The sequence below is a fragment of the Promicromonospora sp. NPDC060271 genome, from assembly GCF_042726755.1.
In the GTDB taxonomy this organism is placed as follows: domain Bacteria; phylum Actinomycetota; class Actinomycetes; order Actinomycetales; family Cellulomonadaceae; genus Promicromonospora.
In genome coordinates, this window is the sequence record NZ_JBHXBG010000027.1 from 13,216 (window position 1) to 33,877 (window position 20,662).

Genomic DNA, 20,662 nt, shown 5'->3' on the forward strand with positions numbered 1-20,662 from the left:
CTGACCCCGCCGGATACGAGGAGCTGAACCCATGGTCGACGTCGGAGTCGTCTTCCCCGAGGGGCGGGGCGTGGCCCGCTGGGCCGAGCGTCACGCCGACAGCCCCGTGCCCAGCCGGTGGCCGTACGGCCTCGACGGTCTCGCGGCACCTGGCCTCACGCTGACGGACCGCGAGGTCCGGCCCGCATCGCGCGTCGCCACCCAGGCCTACGCACGCGGGCTGGCCCTCCCGGCGTCCGGCGGCCCCAAGCTGGACGTCGCGATCGCGTGGGAGGAGTCGCTGGCGGTCGCCATGCGCTCCCAGGTGCGGGCCCGCCGCCGCGTCTGCGGCGTCATCTGGGCGACCGACGCCGTCGCGGCGGGCGCTGTCACGCCCGCGCTGCGCGCCGCGCGCACCGCCCTGCGGAACATGGACGCGCTCTGGACCCTCGCCCGCCCGCAGGTCGAGGAGGTGGAGTCCTGGCTGGGCAAGGGCCACCCGCCCGTCCATCACCTGCCGTTCGGGGTGGACACGGAGTTCTACGCGCCGTCGGCCTACCCGGAGCGACCGCTGATCGCGAGCATCGGCGGCGACCGCGACCGGGACCCCGAGACGCTGTACGCGGCGCTGGAGCTCGTGCTGCGGGCCCGGCCCGACGTCCGGGTCGTCGTCGGCTCCAGAAGCCCGCTGCCGGTTCCGTCGGGCGTCGAGCGGCACGAGTTCATCCCGCACGACGAGGTGCGGCGGCTGTTCGCGCGCGCGTCCGTGGTCGCTATCGCGACGCGCCCCAACTCGCACGTCTCGGGGATGACCGTGGCCCTGGAGGCGGGCGCGTGCGCCCGGCCCGTCGTCACCTGCGCCACCCCCGGGATGGACGACTACGTGCTGCCGGGCGAGACCGGCGAGCTGGTGCCGGCGGAGTACCCGGAGGCGATGGCCGCGGCCATGCTCGGGCTGCTCGAGGACCAGGACCGCGCCGCGCGCATGGGCCTCGCCGCACGGGAGCACGTGGTGGCACACCACTCGACGCATGTCATGTGCGAGGCGCTGCGCACGATCGCGCTCGGCTGAGCGCCTGGCGGTCGGGGAAGCAGTACGTCCGCGAGGTTCGTTGCTCTGCGTAGACATCGTCTACGCAGAGCAACCGACTCCGGATTCCTACAGTTTCCCCGGAGGCAGCTTCCCCGGAGGCAGTCTCCCCGGAGGTCCGGTCATCAGCGCCTCCAGCACTCCCCTGGTCACACCGCGCCACGGAGCCAGACCCTCGACGAACTGCCGCCGCCCGCCGCGCAGCGCCACCGCGCGGGCGGCGCGCGGCAGCGTCCGCCGCCATCGCCGGACGTCGGCCGGGCCGAGGTTCTTGGCCGCGAACAGCATCCGGTTGCGGATGTCGTACCGGTAGTACGTCTCGCTCTTGGCCCGGCCCCTGGACTCCTGGGTCCCGCCCTCGTCGTGCACCACGTCCGCGTCGTCGACCACCTCGAGCCGGGCCCCGAGCTCCACGGCCCGCCACGACAGGTCGACGTCCTCCCAGTAGAGGAAGTAGTCCTCGTCGAACCCGCCGAGCTCCCGCCAAAGCTCCGCCCCGACGGCCAGGCACGCGCCGCTGAGCCACGGCACGTCGTCGGGCGCTGTGGAGCGGCCGCTCATGGTGCCGTCCGCGCGGCGCAGGTAGGTGAGGCCGCGCGAGTAGACCTCGCCGTCGGGCCGGTGGATCCGGGGCGCGGCGAGCACCCGGTCGTGCGAACGGGCCGCGTCCGCGAGCGCCGCCAGGCCGGCCGGATCCGTCCACGCGTCGGGGTTGAGGAACACCACCACCCGCGCGCCGGCCGCCAGCGCGTGCGCCGCGCCGAGGTTCGAGCCGCCGCCGAACCCGACGTTCGTCGCCGGCGTCAGGAGCGCCCAGCCCTGGTCGGCCGCCAGACGCGTCACGGCGGCCCGCTCTCCCGCACCGCTGAAGCTGTCCACGACGACCACCCGCACGCCGCTGTCCCCGACCGTGCGGGGCAGGTTCGCCGCGAGCAGGCCCGACGAGCCGTAGCTGACGACGACCAGCGCGACGTCGTCGAGCCCGCTCACAGCGCGCGCACCTCGCGGAACCACTTGACCAGCGCGAGCACCAGGAAGGCCGCGGTGCAGGCGGTGATCGTCGCGTAGACCCACAGGAAGACGTGCGGCGCGCCGAGCAGCAGGAACGTCCAGCACAGCACGCCGTAGTCGGTGGGCAGCACCAGGACCGACCGGAGCCACGGGAAGCGGCCCTCGGTGGGCGCGACCGACCGCACGCCGTGCGCGCGGCGGAGCTGGTCGGTGAGGATCATGGCGAAGAACAGGACGCTGCTGACGACCACCGAGACGAGCGGGACGACCAGCCAGACGAGGTCGACGACGTCGTGCACCACGAGGCCCACCGCGAGCGCCAGCGGGAGGGTCACCACCTTGATCGCGTCGACCACGTGGTCGAGCCACTCGCCCGCGGGGCTGCCGAGGCCGGTGAGGCGCGCTACCTGGCCGTCGGCCGAGTCCCAGGCGTAGCCGAGGACGAGCAGCAGGGTGATCGCGGCGCCCTGGCCCCAGGAGGGCGGCAGCGCGACGAGCAGTGCGATGCCGCTGAACGTGAAGAGCGCGCTGACGCCCGTGACCGCGTTAGGGGTCAGGCCGAGCTTGTACGCGGCCGCCGCGAGGTACCTGCCGATGCGGCGGTTCACGAACCGCGAGTAGGCGGGCGCGCCGCGTGCTGCGCCCTTCTGCGCGCCACCGAGCCGGGCCAGGACCGCGCCGTACGGCTCGCGGAGAGTCTCAGTCATCGGCTGTCACCGTTCCTGCCGTCGTTCCCGGCCAGGCCCACTCGGGGGCGTTCCGACGTCGTGCGAGGCGCTTCGGCCCGGGCGTCCGCCGGGCGGCGAGGTCGTGGGCGAGCTGCTCGTAGCCGTCGGCGACGAGGTCCCAGTCGTAGGCGGTCGCGCGCTCGGCGAGGGCCTTGCCCCGGTCGGTGCACCCGGCGACGTCGTCCTCGGCCTCGGCGAGCCGTGCGGCGACGTCGGCGGGCGTGCGGAAGTACCGTCCGGCGTCCCCGAGCACGTCACGGTTGAACGCGACGTCGTACGCGGCGGTCGCCGTGCCGCCGCCGATCGCGCGGAGCAGTGACGGGTTGGTCCCGCCGACAGAGTGGCCGTGCAGGTAGGTGAGGGCCCCGGCGTAGAGCTGGTCGAGCAGGCCCTGGTCCCAGACACCGCCCAGGAGGCGCACGCGCGGGTCGCTCGCGGCGAGGTCGGAGATGCGCCGGGTGTACCCGTGCGAGTACGGCGCGGAGCCGACGACGACGAGCGGCCGGACCGCGTCGCCCGCGACGTACCCCTCGACGATGACGTCGACGTGGTTCTCCGGCTCGAACCGCGCGACCACGAGGTGGTAGCCGTTCGGGGTCAGGCCGAGCTCGGCGAGGCGCTCGTGGCCCACGTCGGTGAGGTCCGGCGCGCCGTAGGTGATGAGGCGGCTGTCCGCGCCGTACTCGTCGCGGTAGTAGTCGGCGATGCCCTGCGCGTCCGCGATGAGGGCGTCCGAGAGCCGCACGGCCGCCGTCTCGGCGGCGCGGTAGTAGCGCTGCCCGGTGGGGCCCCACTTGGCGCGCCGCCACTCCAGCCCGTCGACGTGCGTGGCGACCGGGATGCGGGCCGCGCGCAGCACGGGCAGCAGCGGCGCGTTGGCCGCGTTGAACACGAACGCCACGTCCGTGCGGTGCCGCGCGAGGTGCGCCACCGAGAGCGCGGTGTGGCTCAGCGTCTCCAGGGAGCGCCGGCGCGCCGCGGGCAGCGTGACGAGCTCCATGCCCAGGTACTCCGTGGGGGCCGGGCCCGCATCGCCCTCGGCGTCGGGGCCACGGCGGCAGTAGACCCGGACCCGGTGCCCGCGCGCGGCGAGGCGGGACCCGATCTCCTCCACGGCCGTCTCGAACCCCCCGTACCGGGCCGGGACACCACGGGTGCCGACCATCGCGACATGCAGGGGTTTCGGAGGCATGCCGGGAGCGTAGGTCGCGTCAGTTGCCTGGAACACCCCGGAGAGTGGGTGAACATGCCATTTCACCCCTCCGGAGCCGCCCGGACCACAGCACGTCGGACGACCAGCAGGCGCCCGAGCTGCGCCCGGTACCGCTGCGCGCCGAACCGCTCGGCGGCGTCCTGCCGGCCGGCTGCCGCCAGCGCGGACGCGCGTGCCGGGTCGTCGAGCAGCTCGGCGATCGCGTCGGCGAGGGCCACCGGGTCCTCGGGCCGCACGAGCAGGCCGGTCTCCCCGTCCTTGACGATCTCCGCGAGCCCCTGTGTGCGGCTCGCCACGACGGGCCGCCCGGCGAGCATCGCCTGGACCGCCACGTTGCCGAACGGCTCCACCCGCGACGGCACGACGACGACGTCGCCCCTCGCGAACCACTCCCACGGGTCCGCGTACCCCACGAGGTCGACGGCGCCGGCCAGGTCGTCCGCCGCGGCCCGCACCCGGAGCTGGTCCTCGAACCACTCGTAGCCCGCGAACACCGAGCCGCACAGCGTCAGCCGCACGTCCCGGCCGTTGCGCCGCAGGAGCGCCACCGCCTCGAGTGCCACGTCGGACCCCTTGCGCGGCGACAGGCGCCCGACCAGCACGACGTGCGCGGACCCCGGAGCCGCGCCGGTGCCGTCGCCCACACCGCCACCCACACCGCCGTCTGCCGCGGAGCCCTCCGGCGGCCCCGGCACGCCGTTGTAGACCACGCGTGTGCGCTGCCGCAGCGCCGGGACCGCCGACACGACGACGTCGCGCGCGGCGGCGGAGTTCACGACGACGGTGCGCGCGAGCAGGAGCGGAGCCGCGAGCCCCACCCGGACCACCCACCGCGCGTCGGCCTCCGCCTCGTGCACGTGGCACACGGGTGCCACCCCGGCGAGCCGGGCGGCGACCAGCCACGCGGGAATGGTCAGGGTGTTGACGAGGACGGTGTCCGGCCGCACGCGGCGGATCAGCCGCGTCATCGGGCCGAGCGCCCGCAGCGTGGCGACGCCGAGGGTCGCGATGCCCCGCGGCGTCAGGTGCGCCTTGCGCAGCACCGGCATGTCGAGCGTCTCCACCCGCGCGCCGACGTCGCGCATCCGCTCGGCCAGCGGTCCGTCGCCGGGCAGCACGACGACGACGTCCGCGCCGGCGTCGACGCATCCGGCAGCGGTCTCGACGAGCTGGAGGTCCGAGCCGTAGAGCTCGACGGACGCGTGCGCGAGAAGAACCGTCGTCATGATCGCCAACTGTGCCAGCCGGGCACCGGACAGGAGATCTGGGACCGGGTGAACTCCGGACGGAACGCAGGGTGAAAGCAGGATGGGCGAAATATTGCTGCTTCTGCCGGAATCGCCCGTCCGAGAGGTGAAAATTGAGAACTACCGGGTGACTTCCATCGGTTCACGCCGCGATGTCCGTCCTTTCGCCGTAACTTATTCACACCCACGGAGCGCGCACAGCGACCGTCGGGTTCCACAAATCACCCCACGACGTCGTTGACGCCGGGGATGCACGTGTCCCGATACACACATGCCAGCAGGAACCGAAGGGATCGAGAGTGACCGCACACTCGGTTGACGGCGAGCCGCCACGTCTCTTCTCCGTACCGTCCGACCCCGCCACGGGCAACGACCCGATGGCCGGTGGCGTATCGGTCGGTGCGCAGTCCGAGGGCGCGCGCGTCCGGCAGCTCCGGGCCGCCGCGCTGCCGCGTGCGCGGACCGGCTGGCAGGCCGGCTACCAGGCGCGGCTCCGGCTCACGGATGCCATGGTGGTCGGGGTCACCCTGCTCACCGCCTACGGCGTGCAGCTCGCGCTCAGCGGTACCTCGCAGTGGTCCACCATCGGTCCGCTGCACGCGGCCGCCGGCCTGCTGCTGGCCACCGCCTGGCTCGCCGCGCTCGCCACGAACCGCGCCTACGACGTGCGCTTCTTCGGCCGGGGCATGTCCGAGTACCAGCGCGTCCTCGACGCCACCTGGAAGTCGTTCAGCCTGATCGTCCTGATCGCGTGGGTGACCGCCTACTCGGAGGCCCGCACCCTGCTCCTGGTCGCCTTCCCGCTCGGCATGGTCGGCCTCGTCGCGTCGCGCTACCTCTGGCGCCAGCACCTGCTGCGGCAGCGACGCCGCGGCGACGGCGGTCTGACCATCCTCCTGGCGGTCGGCGACCGCGAGCAGGCGACGCGCCTGATCCGGCTGCTCAACGGCGCCCCGGAGCAGGAGTTCGTGGTGTCCGGCGTCTGCCTCACGAACGGCGCCCAGCCGGGCGAGCGCCTGAGCGGCGTCCCGGTGCTCGGCGACCTCAGCGACGTCGGGCTGACGGCGCACGAGATGGGCGCCGGCGCCGTCGCCGTGTGCAGCTCGCACGAGATCACCGCCGACGTCGTGCGGCGGCTGGGCTGGGAGCTCGAGCGGTACGGCGTCGACCTGATGCTCACCGCGGAGCTGGCCGACGTCGCCGTCCCCCGCATCACCGTCTCACCGGCGCCCGGCATGTCGCTGCTGCACGTGGACACGCCCCGCTTCGAGGGACCCAAGTTCTCCGTGAAGCAGGTCATGGACTGGGGCCTGACCGCGGTGCTGACGGTCCTGGTCTCGCCGATCCTGCTCGCCATCATGCTGGCCGTCGCCCTGACCAGCCGTGGTCCGGTGTTCTACCTCTCGCAGCGCGTTGGCCGGGGCGGGCAGCTCTTCCCGATGGTCAAGTTCCGCACGATGTACGTCGGCGCGGACCGGGACGTCGTCGCGCTCGCCGCCGTCAACGAGGCGGAGGGCCCGCTGTTCAAGATGCGCTCCGACCCCCGAGTCACGCGCGTCGGGCGGTTCCTGCGCCGCTACTCGCTCGACGAGCTGCCCCAGCTCTTCAACGTGCTCCGCGGGCACATGAGCCTCGTCGGCCCGCGCCCGCCGCTGCCCCACGAGGTGGCGGCCTACGAGGAGCGGATGAAGCGCCGGCTGCTCGTCAAGCCGGGCATGACCGGCCTGTGGCAGGTCACCGGGCGCTCGGACCTGTCGTGGGAGGAGTCGGTCCGGCTCGACGTCTACTACGCCGAGAACTGGACGCCCTTCCTGGACCTGCTGATCCTGGCCCAGACGGCTCGCGCGGTGATCTCGGCCCGAGGGGCTTACTAGCCGGGACCAGCCGGGACGGGACGCGTCAGGCCCGGGTCAGGCGCATCGGGGTGTGCGGGATGCCGTCCTCCAGGAACTCCGCGCCGTCCTGCTCGAACCCGTGCTTGCCGTACCAGCGGGTCAGCGGGGACTGGGCGTCCAGCACGACGTCGCGGGTGTCGCCCGAGTCGTCGATGTAGCGCAGCGCCGCGCGCATGAGGTCGTCGGCGTGCCCCTTGCCCCGCGCGCCCTTGACCAGGGCGACGCGGCCGATGCGCCAGACGTCGCCGTCGTCGAGCACGCGCGCGGTGCCCAGCACGCGGGTCCCGCCGTCGGACACCGAGTCGGGCGCCGCCTCCCCGAGGCCCACCACGTGCACGGTGGAGGGTTCCAGGTCGCGCCCGTCCAGGTCCCCGTAGGGGCAGTCCTGCTCGACGACGAACACGTCCTGGCGCAGCTTCCACACCCCGTAGGCGATGGTGACGTCGAGCTGGTCAAGAGGGACAGTGATGATCTGCACGGGGTCGATGCTCTCATTCAACGGGCAGGTGCCGCTGCCACCAGTCCAGGATGATCTCGAAGCGCTGCTGCCGGTGCCGCGGACGGCCGGAGCGGGACAGCTCGTGGTTCTCGCCGGGGAAGACCACCAGCTCCGTCTCGACGCCGTGCCGCTTGAGCGTCGAGTAGTAGCGCTCCGCCTGGGACAGCGGGCAGCGCAGGTCTAGCTCGGAGTGCATGACGAGCGTCGGCGTACGGACCTGCCCGGCGACCGCCTGCGGCGACTGCGCGGCGATCTGCTCGGGGCTCTCGCCCACGTACTCCAGGCCGAAGAACGAGCCGATGTCGCTGGTCCCGAAGAACACCTCCGGGTCGAGGAACCCGCGCTCGACGATCGCGCCGGCGAACCGGTGGTCGTTGGCGATGGCCCACGCCGTGAGGTACCCGCCGTACGAGCCGCCGAGCACACCGACGCGCGCGCCGTCGAGGCGCCCGTCAGCGGCCGCCGCGCCGTCCAGGAAGTCCAGCACGTCGTGCAGGTCGACGGTGCCCATCGCCTGACGGATCGCCCGGCCGTGGGCCTGCCCGTACCCCGCTGAGCCGCGCGGGTTGCAGTACACGACCGCGTAGCCGGCGTCGACCAGCACCTGCACCTCGTCGAACAGGCCGACCCCGTAGGAGGCGTAGGGGCCGCCGTGGATCATCAGCAGGGTGGGGAACCGGCCGGTGCCCTCGGGAACCGCGATCCAGCCGTGCACCGGGTACCCGTCGCGGCCGGTGACGGTCAGCTCTTTCGGGGTCACGATGCCGGTCGCGCGCAGCGGCGCGGAGAAGTCCGTCCGACGCCGGAGCGCACCACCGGCGGCCCCCGCCAGCTCCACCACCCCCACCTCGCCGTACGTGCCGGGGTCCGAGTACGCGACGGCGAGGCGGCCGCCCGCGGCGTCGAACTCCGAGACGACCACGTCGCCGCTGGTCAGCGGGGTTGTGGCCCCGTCGTCGGAGATGCGGACCACCTGCTGGGTGCCACGGCTCGCGAGGGCGAGCAGCACGCCGCCGTCGGGCAGGGGCAGCGGCTCGCCGCCGACCTCCTGGGTCTCCGGGTCGGTGAGGCGGCGCGGCGCGGCGTCGGCCCACGCGGACAGCACGTACAGCGCGGCGTTCCGCGCGACGAAGTCCTTGCCCTCCGCGCCGACGTCCTGCGCGACGACGTACAGCTCGCCACCGGAGCCGAACGCGATCGCCTGCGGGCCGAGCGTGCCGAGGTCGACCTCGGAGCCGCCGCCGGTCGCCGGCGCGCCCAGCGGCAGCACACGCACCGCGCCCCTCGGCACCTGTCCCTTGCCCTGCTCACGTTCGGCGATGACGCCGATCGAGCCGCCGTCCGGGGTGAAGGCGATACCGCTGTGGTCGACGTCGTCGGTGGTGAGCTGCCGCGGTTCCGGCACGGTGGGCCGCGGCTCGGGCTCGCCCTCCGCGGTCGGGACCGGCTGCACCACCGGCTCGGCGGCGACGTCGGGCACGTCGACGAGGAACGCGTGCTGCGGGCGGTCCCTGTGGTAGCCGAGGCCGTTGCGGGTCCAGCTCCACCCGGTGATGCGGCGCGGCGGCTCGGCACCCGGCGCGATGCCCTCGACCGAGCCGTACCGGCCCGGCTCGGGCTCACGGCTCAGGAAGGCGATGCGCCTGCCGTCGGGCGACCAGCGGAAGTCGGTGACGCCCAGCTTGCGGTCCGTGACCTGCACGGCCTCGCCGCCGCCGGTCGGCAGCACCCAGAGCTGCGGCGCCGACTGGGGCTCGGCGCGCAGGAAGGCGATCAGGGCGCCGTCGGGCGAGATGCGCGGCGCGGTGTCCCGGAAGCCGCGGGTGAGACGCCGGGACGGATCGCCGGTCTCGCCGGCCGAGCCCCCCGTCGAGCCCGTCGAGACCCCGCCCGCCGGCCCCAGCGGCACCCGCCAGAGCTGCCCGACGGTGGCGTCGGCGTCGAGATCGGGGCGGGTCACCGACACGACTGCCCAGGTGCCGTCGGGATGGACGGCGGGCCGGGAGACGGTTCGGATCAGCGGGAGGTCGGTGGCCTGCATGGGCCGGACACTACCCTTACCGACATGTCCGAAACACAGCAGACCGACGCCCCCACGAGCGCTCACGAGGCCTGGGGCGAGCCGCGCACCCGCGAGCTGACCTGGTACGACCCGATGCAGATCGCCGCGCAGGCACCACTGATGTCGGGTGTCGAGTTCCTGACCCGGATGCGCGAGGGCGTCATCCCGCCGCCGCCGATCGCCGCGCACTTCGGCCTCGACATCGACGTCGTGGAGGAGGGCCGGGTCACGTTCACCTGCACGCCGGACGAGTCCGGCTACAACCCGATCGGCACGATCCACGGCGGCGTCCTCTGCACACTCCTGGACACCGTGTGCGGCTGCGCCATGCAGTCGGTGCTGCCCCAGGGCAAGGGCTACACGTCGGTCGAGATCAAGGTCAACTACGTCAAGGCCGTTCGTGGCAACAGCGGCCCGCTGACCGCGGAGGGCACGGTGGTCAAGGCGGGTTCGCGCGTCGGCTTCACGGAGGCGGTGGTGCGGGACGCGACCGGCGCGGTGGTGGCGACGGCGTCGAGCACGCTGCTGGTCTTCGACCTCCCGACCGCGACCCGGTGACCGAGCGGACCCAGTGACCGAGCGATTGTGCCCGGATCCCGCCCCTCATCCGGGCACAATCGCTCGGTCTCACGCAGCGGCGCCGGAGTGCGCCATTGTGCCCAGAGGAGGGGCGGGTTTCCGGCATGATCGCTCGGTCTCACCCATCGTCACGGGGTGATGAGCAGGCCGATCACCCAGGCGGCCGCCGCGATCAGCGAGCCCGCGAGCTGCACACCGATGGTGATCAGCGTCGCCTGGACGGCGGCCTTGGTGGCGCCCCAGGCTGCTCGCACGTCCTTGCGGCGCGCCCACTCCAGCAGGAAGATCGCGCCGACGAAGAACAGGAACAGGCCGATCACGGGGATCACGAAGAACCCGATGATGCCCGCTATGCCGCCCACGGCGAGGGTCAGCACGGGTACGTCGGCCTTGCGCATGTGCTTGCCGGCAAGGATCCACTGGAGCACCTCGGCGATGGCGATGGCGACCGCCGCGACGCCGAAGACCACCCAGGCCTCCACGCCGCCCGTCATGATCGCCCACACGAGGATGCCGCCCAGCACGAGCACGGCGCCAGGCAGCACCTGGACGACTATGCCGATGAGTCCGGCGAAGATTGCGACACCGACGAGTACCTCTGCCCAAACGTCCACGGCCGGAGCCTAGCGGTCCCAGGACGCCCGCTCGGCCAAACCCGGCCGGACGTCCGAGCCGGGCGGCGCAGTGCCCGTCTACCCTGCTCACCATGACGCGTGATGTGGCTGGATACCTGGCCCGGCTGGGCCTCGACGAGCGCCCGCCGGCGACCGTCGAGACCCTCTTCGAGATCCACCGGCGGCACGCCGAGCGGATCCCGTACGAGAACCTGCACACCATGCTCGGCAGTCCGCCGGCCATCGACGCACGCGCCACGCTGGCCCGGGTGGCCGCTGGCGGCAACGCCGGCTACTGCTTCCACCACAACGGCATCCTGACCGCTGTGCTCCGGGAGCTCGGCTACGACGTCGTGCCGGCGTGGGGCCACAACTGGGACACCGAGGCCGGGCGCAGGGACGTGCACGTCGGGCACCTCGCGATGCACGTCCGCGGGCTCCCCACCGCCGACAACCCCGGCGGCCTCTGGTGGCCGGACGTCGGCTGCGGCGACGGCCTCCACGACCCGCTGCCGCTGCTCGCGGGCGAGTACCGGCAGGGCCCGTTCACCTACCGGATCGAGCTGCGCGACGGCGGGTGGACGTTCCACCACGACACCCAGGGCAGCTTCGGTGCCGTCGACCTCTTCGACGAGGAGCTGACGCCGGAGCGGGAGGAGGCGGCGCACCGCCGCCTCACGGCCCCGGCGGACGGCGCGTACGCGCGCAAGCTCGTCGTCCAACGGCGGCTGCCCGACGCCGCGGAGACGCTGCGCGGCTGCCTGTTCACCCGCACCGGCTCCCGAACGGAACGGGTCGAGCTCACGGCGTACGACGACTGGCGCGACGGGCTCCGGACGCTGGGCATCGCGCTGCGGGGCATCGACGACGACGCCCTGCGTGGCCTGTTCGACCGCAGCCTGGCCGCCCACCGGGAGTGGCTGGCGACCAGGGCGGCTGGCTAGCGGTCAGCCGGTCAGTTCCAGAAGACCGCGACCAGGATGTTCACCAGGGTCAGGCCAAGCACCGCGCCCTTGAGACCCTTCGAGACGTCCTCACCCTTGCGGACCGCGATGACGGCGAGCACGGCGACGGCGAGCGCGATGACCAGCTTCACGCCGATCTTCGCCATCGACGGGCCGCCGTCGTCCCAGAGGCCGCCCATCTCGGCGACGCCGACCATGATCACGCCAGCGACGACGGCTCCCATGGCGCCGTGCGAGACACCCTTGTAGAGGGCCTTCGTGCGCATCGACGCGATCGAGCCACCGAACACCAGGGCCCAGCTCGCGAAGTGCAGGAACACGAAGACGTTGTAGAGGAACTCCATGGCCGCCAGCCTATCGGCGGCGGGACACCGCGGGTATTCACGGTGACCGCGGAACAGGGCAATTCCCTACCGTTTCGATAGGGAAATACATAGGCAGTATCGATGCACTCGATAGACATCCACTATGTGGACGACCTCTTCCGCCCTTTACCAGCGGCGGTTAACGTCATCGCCATGACCAAGGCAGCGCGCATCTTCCTCGTGACACCCCGTCACGAGATGCGAATGCCGACCTGTGCCTGCGACTGCTGTCGCAGCTGTCAGCTCTGACGCGCCCCTCGCCCCTGCAAGGTCAGCGCGCGCCGCCGGCCCGCAGCACTGAGTCCCTGGTCACACCCGGGAATCGGCCGCCTGTGCCCGTACGACGCGCACAACTCCCCCAGCCACAGCTTCCATGCCCGCGCGCACCGCACGAACAGGACCCACTACATGGTCAACACGGCCCCTGCCCAGCCCCGAGCGACGACGAAGCGCCCTGCTCGTCCGAACGGCCAGTGGAAGATCGACGGCACCGCCCCCCTGAACCACAACGAGGAGTTCAAGGCGGAGTCCGACCCGTTGGAGGTCCGTGACCGGATCGAGCGGATCTACGCCAAGGAGGGCTTCGACTCCATCCCCGGCGACGACCTGCACGGCCGGTTCCGCTGGTGGGGCCTGTACACACAGCGCAAGCCCGGGATCGACGGCGGCAAGACCGCGACGCTCGAGCCGCACGAGCTCGAGGACAGGTACTTCATGCTTCGCGTCCGGATCGACGGCGGGGCGCTCACGACCGAGCAGCTGCGCGTCATCGCGGGCATCAGCACGGACTTCGGCCGCGGCTCCGCCGACATCACCGACCGCCAGAACCTCCAGCTGCACTGGATAGAGGTCGAGGCGATGCCGGAGATCTGGCGCCGCCTGGAGGCCGTGGGGCTGAGCACCACGGAGGCCTGCGGGGACGTCCCGCGCGTGATCCTGGGCAGCCCGGTCGCTGGTGTGGCCAAGGACGAGCTGATCGACCCCACTCCGGTGATCGAGGAGATCCAGGAGCGCTTCATCGGTGACCCGGCGCTGGCGAACCTGCCCCGCAAGTTCAAGTCGGCGATCACGGGCCACCCGAGCCTCGACGTGGTGCACCAGATCAACGACGTCTCGTTCGTCGCCGTCGACCACCCCGAGCACGGGATCGGCTACGACGTCTGGGTGGGCGGCGCGCTGTCGACCGCGCCGCGCCTCGCGGAGCGCCTGAACGCCTTCGTCTCCCCCGCGGAGGCCCCCGAGGTCTGGCACGGCGTGGTCCGCATCTTCCGCGACTACGGCTACCGCCGGCTGCGCAACAAGGCCCGCCTGAAGTTCCTGCTCGCGGACTGGGGCACCGAAAAATTCCGCGAAGTTCTCGAATCGGAGTACCTGGGCTACCGGCTGCGCGACAGCATCGAGCCGCCGTCGCCGGCCTCGCTCGGGCTGGACGAGCGCGGCGACCACGTCGGCATCCACGAGCAGCACGACGGCCGCTTCTACATCGGCGCCGCACCAACGGTGGGCCGCGTCTCGGGCGAGATCCTCGCGCGGCTCGCCGACCTGGCCGAGGCGCACGGCAGCCGCAGGGTCCGCCTGACGCCGCAGCAGAAGCTGCTGGTGCTCGACGTCGCCGAGGACGAGGTGGAGCCCGTCGTCGCGGGCCTCGCCGAGCTCGGGCTGCAGGCCCGGCCGAGCAACTTCCGCCGGAACACGATCGCGTGCACGGGCATCGAGTACTGCAAGCTCGCGATCGTCGAGACCAAGGCGACGTCGGACCAGGCGATCACGCAGCTCGAGGAGCGCCTCGGGGACCTGAAGAACCTCAAGCCGCTGAGCCTGCACGTCAACGGCTGCCCCAACTCCTGCGCGCGCATCCAGACCGCCGACATCGGCCTCAAGGGCCAGCTCGTCCTGGACGACGACGGCAACCAGGTCCCCGGCTTCCAGGTCCACCTGGGTGGCGGCCTGACATCGCTGGACCGGGACGACGCCGGGCTCGGGCGCACCGTGCGCGGGCTCAAGGTGACCGCCGACGGGATCGGCGACTACGTGGAGCGGGTCGTGCGCAGGTACGACGCCGACCACGACGGCGAAGAGACGTTCGCACAGTGGGCACACCGCGCCGACGAGGAGGCTCTCAGATGACCACGACAGCAGCCGCACCAGCGTCCTCTCTGCCGCTCTCCGGGCAGGGCTCGGTGGTGAACCCGCGCCTCGCGCGGGTCCGCGCCCGGGCCGCCGCCCGCGAGAGCATCCGTGCCATGCGACCGGCCGCGCGGGCCAAGCGCCGCCGTCGCACCCCTGAGGAGCTGCGCGCCGTGGTGGAGCGCGGGCAGGCGCAGCTCAACGCCTGCGGGGACACGCCGGAGGCGGACGCGCAGGCCGTCATCGCCTGGGCCGTGCGCGAGTTCGGGCCGTACATGGCGGTGGCCTCCTCGATGCAGGACACCGTGCTGTCCCACCTCGTGTCCGAGCAGTTCCCGTTCGTGGACGTGCTGTTCGGCGACACGGGCTACCACTTCGCCGAGACGCTCGGCACCCGCGGCGCCGTCGAGATCGAGCTGGACGTGAACGTCGTCGACGTGCGCCCCGAGCTGACCGTGGCCGAGCAGGACGCCGCGTACGGGCCCAAGCTGCACGACCGCGACCCCGAGGCCTGCTGCGCCATGCGCAAGGTCGCGCCGATGAAGAAGGCGCTCGAGAACTACGAGGCGTGGGCCACCGGCGTACGCCGCGAGGAGACCGCCGCACGCGCCAACGCCCAGCTCGTGTCCTGGGACGAGCGCAACGGCGTCGTCAAGATCAACCCGATCGCCGCGTGGACGGAGGAGCAGGTCGCGGAGTACGCCAGCAGGCACGGCCTCGTGATCAACCCGCTGCTCTCCGACGGCTACCCGTCGGTCGGCTGCGAGCCGTGCACCGCTCGGCCGCTGCCGGGCGAGGACGCGCGCTCCGGCCGGTGGGCCGGGCTCGACAAGGACGAGTGCGGTCTCCATGTCTGACGTCGCGCCGTTGCCGGCCGCCGGGGCGCACGATGGAGGGGTGGCGCACGAGATCTACCCGCTGGGGCTGAAGATCGCCGGGCGGCTCGTCGTCGTGGTCGGCGGCGGGCCGGTCGCCGCGCGCCGCGCCCGTGCGCTCGTCGAGGCGGGCGCACGGGTGCGCGTCATCGCACCCGACGTCTGCGAGGAGCTGTCGGTGCTGGCCCAGGTCTCGCCGCCCGGCGCTGTGGAGCTCGTCGCCCGCGCCTACCGTGCGGGCGACCTCGACGAGGCGTGGCTCGTGCACACGGCGACGGGTTCCCCCACGGTGGACCAGCAGGTGTCCGACGACGCCGAGCGTGCCCGGGTCTTCTGCGTCACCGCGGGCGACGCCTCGGTGGGCAGCGCCTGGGTTCCCGCTGTCGCCCGTACGGCCCTCACCGACGACGCCGAGGTCACCGTCGCGGTGACCGCGGGCCGCGACCCGCGGCGCGCCACGGCGATCCGCGACGCGGTGGCGGCCGCCCTGCAGTCGGGCACCCTCCCACTCCGCCGCCGCCGCCCCCGGATCGGCAAGGTAGAGCGTGTGTCCGACACACGCTCTACTTCGGCGACCAGTGCCGGCGCGGTAGAGCGTGCGTCGGGACGGGTCTGGCTCGTCGGCGGCGGACCCGGCGACACCGGTCTCGTCACAGCACGCGGCCGTTCGGTGCTCGCGCAGGCCGACGTCGTGGTCGTCGACCGGCTCGGCCCGCGCGCCCTGCTGCGCGAGCTGTCGCCCGACGTCGAGGTCATCGACGTCGGCAAGACGAGCGGCAACCACCCGGTGCCGCAGGACGAGATCAACGCGCTGCTGGTCCAGCACGCCCTGGCGGGGCGCGACGTCGTGCGCCTCAAGGGCGGCGACCCGTACGTGTTCGGTCGCGGCGGCGAGGAGCTCGCCGCATGCCGCGAGGCGGGCATCGAGGTGGCGGTCGTGCCCGGCGTGACCAGTGCCGTCTCCGTCCCCGCCGCGGCAGGCATCCCGGTCACGCACCGGGGCGTCGCGCGCGGCTTCAGCGTCCTGACCGGGCACGACGGCGCCGCGGGGGTGCCCGGCGGCGCCGACCACACGCTCGTGCTGCTCATGGGCGTCACCCGGCTGGCCGAGACGGCGGACGCCCTCGTGACCGCCGACCGTCCGGCGGACACCCCGGTCGCCCTCGTCGAGGACGGCTTCGGTCCCCGGCAGCGCGTCACGGTCGGCACGCTGGCGGACATCGCCGAGCGGGCCGCCGCCGTCGGCGTCCGACCGCCCGCGGTGATCGTGGTGGGCGACGTCGTCCGCCTCTCGCCCGCCTGGGCGCAACAAGCTCGTTGAGTGCTGGGTTTCTGCCGGCGCGAAGGCCATCAACCCGGCAAAAACCCAGCACTCAACGGAACTCTCTCCCTACCCGCGCTCCCAAGAAATAGTGCGGGTGATTTCGGCCGCCTATGGGGGAAAAGTCTTCAACTCCCCTTTTGCAGTAGGTCATGTTCCGGTAGGCATGCAGACGCCGCCATACTCGGCGGCCTTCTGCCCTGCCGTCACACGACCAATGCCGACGGCCTGATCTGGGAGAACGCATGAGAACAAGGACACGACGCACGCTCCGGTGCACGGTCGCCGCGATGCCTGCCATCGCGCTCGCCGTCGCCGGGCTCGCCGCGACCGGAGGTGCGACGACGGCGTCGGCCACCGGCACCAGCGCACCAACCATCCAGAGCTCAGAGCACTACATCAACTACGCCGACGTCGCCGCACAGCCCGAGATCGACGACGACATCGAGATCACGCCCGGCGGCCGCACCGTGCTCCACAGGGCCGAGGGCGAGACCGGCGTGGGCGTCGATGCGTCCGTCCAGGCCGCCTCGGACGAGATCGACAGGAAGTTCGCCGGCGGCAACCCCGCTGCGGCCCGGAAGCTCGCCGAGCTCGAGAACCAGGCGGTCGTCACGGGTTCGAGCCCCAAGGAGATCAAGCAGTCCCGCTACAAGCGCGCGCCGCAGACGCAGGAGGCCAAGCTCCTGACGATCCTGGTCGAGTTCAACGAGAACGCGAACGACGACTTCACCGACCAGATGGTGCCCACCTACTGGGGCTCGTCGGAGTGCATGCCGGGCAGCGTCCAGAACGGCCCCCTGCACAACAACATCCCGAACCCGGCCGACGCCTCGCAGCCGGACAACAACTCGATGTGGGTCAAGGACTTCTCGTCCGACCACTTCAACAAGATGCTCTTCAGCGAAAAGGGCATCACGAAGCGGGTCCGCCCGGACCTCACGGGGCCGGACGGCAAGCCGGGCATCGACATCTCCGGCTACACCATGAAGAACATGTACGAGGAGATGTCACGGGGCGCCTACACCGTCTCCGGCGAGGCCACGCCGTGGGTCAACGTGCCGCACTCCGAGGGCTACTACGGCGCGCAGCGCTGCTTCAAGAACGACGAGGGCGAGTGGGAGGCCGGCGCCTACCAGTCCATGAACGGCCACCCCGACAACCCGCTCGGCGCCGGCCAGCTCCCCATCGACGCCGTCGCGGCGCTCGCCGAGCTGCAGCCCGACTTCCCGTGGGCCGACTACGACATCGAGGACCAGGGCGACCGCGACGACGACGGCAACGTCCTCGAGCCGGACGGCGTCATCGACCACGTGGTCCTCGTCCACGCGGGTGAGGACAAGTCGGGCGGCGGTGGTGAGCAGGGCACCTACGCCATCTGGGCCCACTCGTCGGCCGTCGCGGGCGGCGCCGACATCCCCGGCACCGACCTGAAGCTCTCCAACTACATCGTGCAGCCGGAGGACTCCGGCGTCGGCGTGTTCGCCCACGAGTACGGCCACGACCTCGGTCTGCCCGACCTGTACGACACCGGTAGCGGCGGCGACTCCGACGTCGACTTCTGGGACCTGATGAGCTCCGGCTCGCACTCGGGCCCCATCTTCCAGTCGATGCCCACGCACATGGGCATCTGGGACAAGTGGGTGCTCGGCTGGGTGGACCCGGTCGAGGTGAACCCGGGAGACGACCCGACCAGCGTCAAGGTGGGCCAGGCGTCCCGCCCGCTGAAGGGTACGGCGGACGGCGTCAAGGTCAACCTGCCGGACAAGGAGATCACGCTCGGCACGCCGCACAGCGGCGAGGGCATGTGGTACTCCGGTGCCGACCAGGACTGGGCCGACGTGCGGCTGTCGCGGACCGTCGAGGTCCCGGCCGACGCCACGTTCTCCTTCTGGGCCGACTACGTGATCGAGGAGGACTGGGACTACGGCTTCGTCGAGGTCTCGACCGACGGCGGCGCCACCTGGGCGGAGCAGAAGGTCCTCGACGACGACGGGAACGAGATCACCACCCCGGACGGGTACGCGGACCCGAACGGCCGCATGGCCGACTTCGGCGACAAGAAGTACGGCCTGACCGGCACCACCGACGGCTGGGGCCACCTCAACGTTGACCTGTCCGCGTTCGCGGGGACCACCGTCGACATCCGGCTGCGCTACGCGACGGACGCCGCCTTCCAGGAGCGCGGCTGGTTCTCCGACGACTTCGAGCTCACCAGCGGTGACACGGTCGTGTGGAGCGACGACGTCGAGACGACGGACCCGGGCTGGACCACCGAGGCGACGACGTTCGTCGACACCACCGGCGCCGGCTGGCACACCACCTCCGGCTCGTCGGTCCAGGCGCAGTACTACCTGGTCGAGTGGCGGAACCTGGACGGCTTCGACAAGGGCCTGAAGTACGGGTACGACTCCACCTACGCCGCGCCGCAGACGGACGCGTGGAAGGTCGAGAAGGTCGCGTACAACGCGCCGGGCATGCTCGTCTGGTACCGGGACACCACGTACGGCAGCGCCAACCTGGTACTGAGCAACCTGTCGGCGCTCCCGAGCACCGGGCCGAAGGGCGGTCTGCTGCTGGTCGACAGCCACTTCGACCCGCTGCGGCGCGACGACTCGGCCACGCCGGACACGTCGGTGCTGAAGAACGTCCCGTCCCGTGCGCAGTCCTCGAACGTCGCGTTCGGCCTCAAGCCGACGTACCCGTTCACCGAGTGCATCACGGGTACGGACACGACGGTGGAGTTCTGCACGGACTTCGGGGCACAGGCACCGGTGCGCACGTTCCGGGACGACGCCGGCTGGTACCCCGGGCTCGAGCTGAACGACAACGGCAGCCTGTACTACCGGGACAACGACGCGTCGACGGTCGTGCCGTCCGTCGGCAACGCGCCCTACTCGGTGCGGATGGTCGACGAGCGCGGACAGCTCCTGCCGGAGCTGTTCGGGCAGGACTTCGGCATCGGCGCCGTCACGGGCACCGGCAACCCCGAGGACGACGGCGTCGGCTACGGCACCGTGATCCACCTGAAGAAGGCGTTCAAGGGCAACACCTCTGCCCTGATCCAGATCACGCCGCCCCTCTCGTCGGGGTCGTGATCCACACCTAGTCGCAGTACCGGGGCGGGACCACCAGCCAGGTGGTCCCGCCTCAGCGGACCTCGTCAGCTCGCGCGAGGACGTACCGGAGCAGGTCGACGTCGGCCGTCGGGACGGCGATGCTCCAGGCCCCGGACCGTGAGGCGCCCTCGACCTGCGTGTACGCGGACCGCTCGAACAGCCCTCGGGACGGCTGCTGCGTCCCGAACACCCGGTGCGGCGCCGCGCCAAGCACCGACTCCAGCGACGCCACGGACGCCGCGTCCAGGCCGACGCGCACCACGACCCGCCGGACCTTGCGCTCCATCAGGTACGCGACGACCAGCACGGCCCCGCCGGCCGCGACGACGGCCAGGTCCTGGGCCGGCGAGCGGCGGCGACCGAGAACCGACAGGAGCTTGTCGGCCACCGTCCCGGAGCCCGCACTGCGCCGCACCGCGGCCGTAGGGCTCGACACGACCGGCTCGGGGCTCGGGGCTACCTGCTCCGGACGGGGCACTACCGGTTCCGGACGAGGCGGCGCCGGCTCGGGACTCGGGACCGCCGGCGCCTGCGCCGGCTCCGGCCCCGGCACGGGTCGCACACCCCGCCGTGCCCTCCTCCGGGAACCGCCCGCGTGGACGCCCGTCGTCCGGCCGTCGCGGAGCCTCTCCCGCCGGCTCTCGCGGACGCTCAGCACCAGCCACTCGGCCGCGGCTGCGATCGTCACGGCACCCGCGGCGATCCGCAGGACGAAGTTCAGCGGATCCCAGGAGTTCGATGCGTTCGCGTAGGTGCTCACCACCCAGATGATGGCGGCGACCAGCGCGATCATGAGGCTGACTAGTCGACTGGTCCGCATGGAGGTTGGTTTTCTTCGTCTCGAATCGGTCGGGTCAGCCGTCATCAGCTCGGCACGAGCAGCAGACCACCCCGCCGAAGCCCCCTCCGACAAACGCTCCCCTGCTGGGGCACAGCAGCGTACCAACGCGAACTACCAGGTAGAACGGGTTCC

Annotated in this window: 17 protein-coding genes; 8 read left to right on the forward strand and 9 right to left on the reverse strand. The window is 72.2% G+C overall.

Features of this window, described 5'->3' with window-relative positions; genetic code table 11:
- Positions 1 to 31 precede the first annotated feature (31 nt).
- The gene (locus ACFWE2_RS06730; protein WP_377223439.1) at positions 32 to 1,051 is read left to right on the forward strand and encodes a glycosyltransferase family 4 protein; all 1,020 of its coding nucleotides are present in this window, start codon (positions 32 to 34) and stop codon (positions 1,049 to 1,051) included.
- An 87-nt stretch (positions 1,052 to 1,138) separates the two neighbouring features.
- On the opposite strand, the gene ACFWE2_RS06735 is transcribed toward ACFWE2_RS06730, so the two are convergent.
- From ACFWE2_RS06735 to ACFWE2_RS06750, 4 genes are all read right to left on the reverse strand, one after another.
- A complete protein-coding gene (locus ACFWE2_RS06735; protein WP_377223440.1) occupies positions 1,139 to 2,059 on the reverse strand; it encodes a glycosyltransferase in 921 nt (306 codons plus the stop codon).
- Positions 2,056 to 2,787 carry a CDP-alcohol phosphatidyltransferase family protein gene (locus ACFWE2_RS06740; RefSeq protein WP_377223441.1) on the reverse strand — a complete coding sequence of 244 codons (732 nt, stop codon included), beginning with the start codon at positions 2,785 to 2,787 and terminating at the stop codon, positions 2,056 to 2,058. Before ACFWE2_RS06740 ends, ACFWE2_RS06735 begins: the two co-directional genes overlap by 4 nt.
- Positions 2,780 to 4,000: a DUF1972 domain-containing protein gene (locus ACFWE2_RS06745; RefSeq protein WP_377223442.1), complete on the reverse strand. Its 1,221-nt coding sequence runs from the start codon at positions 3,998 to 4,000 to the stop codon at positions 2,780 to 2,782. Before ACFWE2_RS06745 ends, ACFWE2_RS06740 begins: the two co-directional genes overlap by 8 nt.
- A 62-nt stretch (positions 4,001 to 4,062) precedes the next feature.
- The gene (locus tag ACFWE2_RS06750; RefSeq protein WP_377223443.1) at positions 4,063 to 5,247 is read right to left on the reverse strand and encodes a glycosyltransferase family 4 protein; all 1,185 of its coding nucleotides are present in this window, start codon (positions 5,245 to 5,247) and stop codon (positions 4,063 to 4,065) included.
- A 320-nt stretch (positions 5,248 to 5,567) separates the two neighbouring features.
- Between ACFWE2_RS06750 and ACFWE2_RS06755 the strand changes: the two genes are divergently transcribed.
- Positions 5,568 to 7,142, forward strand: a complete 1,575-nt coding sequence (locus ACFWE2_RS06755; protein ID WP_377223444.1) for a sugar transferase — start codon at positions 5,568 to 5,570, stop codon at positions 7,140 to 7,142.
- A gap of 25 nt (positions 7,143 to 7,167) precedes the next feature.
- Here ACFWE2_RS06755 and ACFWE2_RS06760 read toward each other — a convergent pair whose 3' ends face one another.
- Both ACFWE2_RS06760 and ACFWE2_RS06765 read right to left on the reverse strand, forming a co-directional pair.
- Positions 7,168 to 7,641, reverse strand: a complete 474-nt coding sequence (locus tag ACFWE2_RS06760; RefSeq protein ID WP_377223445.1) for a GNAT family N-acetyltransferase — start codon at positions 7,639 to 7,641, stop codon at positions 7,168 to 7,170.
- 13 nt (positions 7,642 to 7,654) lie between these two features.
- Positions 7,655 to 9,703, reverse strand: coding sequence for a S9 family peptidase (locus ACFWE2_RS06765; protein ID WP_377223446.1), 2,049 nt, complete (start codon positions 9,701 to 9,703; stop codon positions 7,655 to 7,657).
- A gap of 24 nt (positions 9,704 to 9,727) precedes the next feature.
- Here ACFWE2_RS06765 and ACFWE2_RS06770 point away from each other — a divergent pair, with 24 nt between their 5' ends.
- On the forward strand, positions 9,728 to 10,282 hold the full coding sequence (locus ACFWE2_RS06770) for a PaaI family thioesterase (protein ID WP_377223447.1): 555 nt from the start codon (positions 9,728 to 9,730) through the stop codon (positions 10,280 to 10,282).
- 149 nt (positions 10,283 to 10,431) lie between these two features.
- On the opposite strand, the gene ACFWE2_RS06775 is transcribed toward ACFWE2_RS06770, so the two are convergent.
- Positions 10,432 to 10,917 carry a DUF456 domain-containing protein gene (locus ACFWE2_RS06775; protein WP_377223448.1) on the reverse strand — a complete coding sequence of 162 codons (486 nt, stop codon included), beginning with the start codon at positions 10,915 to 10,917 and terminating at the stop codon, positions 10,432 to 10,434.
- 92 nt (positions 10,918 to 11,009) lie between these two features.
- Between ACFWE2_RS06775 and ACFWE2_RS06780 the strand changes: the two genes are divergently transcribed.
- Complete coding sequence (locus ACFWE2_RS06780) at positions 11,010 to 11,861, forward strand: arylamine N-acetyltransferase (protein WP_377223449.1); 852 nt, start codon at positions 11,010 to 11,012, stop codon at positions 11,859 to 11,861.
- An 11-nt stretch (positions 11,862 to 11,872) separates the two neighbouring features.
- Here the strand turns inward: ACFWE2_RS06780 and ACFWE2_RS06785 are convergent, their stop codons facing one another.
- On the reverse strand, positions 11,873 to 12,226 hold the full coding sequence (locus ACFWE2_RS06785) for a hypothetical protein (RefSeq protein WP_116673682.1): 354 nt from the start codon (positions 12,224 to 12,226) through the stop codon (positions 11,873 to 11,875).
- A 429-nt stretch (positions 12,227 to 12,655) separates the two neighbouring features.
- Between ACFWE2_RS06785 and ACFWE2_RS06790 the strand changes: the two genes are divergently transcribed.
- The 4 genes from ACFWE2_RS06790 to ACFWE2_RS06805 all read left to right on the forward strand — a co-directional run bounded on the left by ACFWE2_RS06790 (position 12,656) and on the right by ACFWE2_RS06805 (position 19,668).
- Complete coding sequence (locus ACFWE2_RS06790; protein ID WP_377223450.1) at positions 12,656 to 14,374, forward strand: nitrite/sulfite reductase; 1,719 nt, start codon at positions 12,656 to 12,658, stop codon at positions 14,372 to 14,374.
- On the forward strand, positions 14,371 to 15,231 hold the full coding sequence (locus tag ACFWE2_RS06795) for a phosphoadenylyl-sulfate reductase (protein ID WP_377223451.1): 861 nt from the start codon (positions 14,371 to 14,373) through the stop codon (positions 15,229 to 15,231). The genes ACFWE2_RS06790 and ACFWE2_RS06795 overlap by 4 nt, the downstream gene beginning before the upstream one ends.
- Before the next feature lie 40 nt (positions 15,232 to 15,271).
- Complete coding sequence (gene cobA / locus ACFWE2_RS06800) at positions 15,272 to 16,570, forward strand: uroporphyrinogen-III C-methyltransferase (RefSeq protein ID WP_377223452.1); 1,299 nt, start codon at positions 15,272 to 15,274, stop codon at positions 16,568 to 16,570.
- A gap of 290 nt (positions 16,571 to 16,860) precedes the next feature.
- On the forward strand, positions 16,861 to 19,668 hold the full coding sequence (locus ACFWE2_RS06805; RefSeq protein WP_377223453.1) for an immune inhibitor A domain-containing protein: 2,808 nt from the start codon (positions 16,861 to 16,863) through the stop codon (positions 19,666 to 19,668).
- Between the two features lie 52 nt (positions 19,669 to 19,720).
- Here ACFWE2_RS06805 and ACFWE2_RS06810 read toward each other — a convergent pair whose 3' ends face one another.
- The gene (locus tag ACFWE2_RS06810; RefSeq protein ID WP_377223454.1) at positions 19,721 to 20,509 is read right to left on the reverse strand and encodes a hypothetical protein; all 789 of its coding nucleotides are present in this window, start codon (positions 20,507 to 20,509) and stop codon (positions 19,721 to 19,723) included.
- Positions 20,510 to 20,662: the final 153 nt, after the last annotated feature.

What these genes read in the sequence shown, in the direction of transcription:
- ACFWE2_RS06730 (WP_377223439.1), top strand. Translation starts at nt 32, where the DNA reads ATGGTCGACGTCGGAGTCGTCTTCCCCGAGGGGCGGGGCGTGGCCCGC.
- ACFWE2_RS06740 (WP_377223441.1), bottom strand. Translation starts at nt 2,787, where the DNA reads ATGACTGAGACTCTCCGCGAGCCGTACGGCGCGGTCCTGGCCCGGCTC.
- ACFWE2_RS06745 (WP_377223442.1), bottom strand. Translation starts at nt 4,000, where the DNA reads ATGCCTCCGAAACCCCTGCATGTCGCGATGGTCGGCACCCGTGGTGTC.
- ACFWE2_RS06750 (WP_377223443.1), bottom strand. Translation starts at nt 5,247, where the DNA reads ATGACGACGGTTCTTCTCGCGCACGCGTCCGTCGAGCTCTACGGCTCG.
- ACFWE2_RS06765 (WP_377223446.1), bottom strand. Translation starts at nt 9,703, where the DNA reads ATGCAGGCCACCGACCTCCCGCTGATCCGAACCGTCTCCCGGCCCGCC.
- ACFWE2_RS06770 (WP_377223447.1), top strand. Translation starts at nt 9,728, where the DNA reads ATGTCCGAAACACAGCAGACCGACGCCCCCACGAGCGCTCACGAGGCC.
- ACFWE2_RS06780 (WP_377223449.1), top strand. Translation starts at nt 11,010, where the DNA reads ATGACGCGTGATGTGGCTGGATACCTGGCCCGGCTGGGCCTCGACGAG.
- ACFWE2_RS06785 (WP_116673682.1), bottom strand. Translation starts at nt 12,226, where the DNA reads ATGGAGTTCCTCTACAACGTCTTCGTGTTCCTGCACTTCGCGAGCTGG.
- ACFWE2_RS06790 (WP_377223450.1), top strand. Translation starts at nt 12,656, where the DNA reads ATGGTCAACACGGCCCCTGCCCAGCCCCGAGCGACGACGAAGCGCCCT.
- ACFWE2_RS06795 (WP_377223451.1), top strand. Translation starts at nt 14,371, where the DNA reads ATGACCACGACAGCAGCCGCACCAGCGTCCTCTCTGCCGCTCTCCGGG.
- ACFWE2_RS06805 (WP_377223453.1), top strand. Translation starts at nt 16,861, where the DNA reads ATGCCTGCCATCGCGCTCGCCGTCGCCGGGCTCGCCGCGACCGGAGGT.
- ACFWE2_RS06810 (WP_377223454.1), bottom strand. Translation starts at nt 20,509, where the DNA reads ATGCGGACCAGTCGACTAGTCAGCCTCATGATCGCGCTGGTCGCCGCC.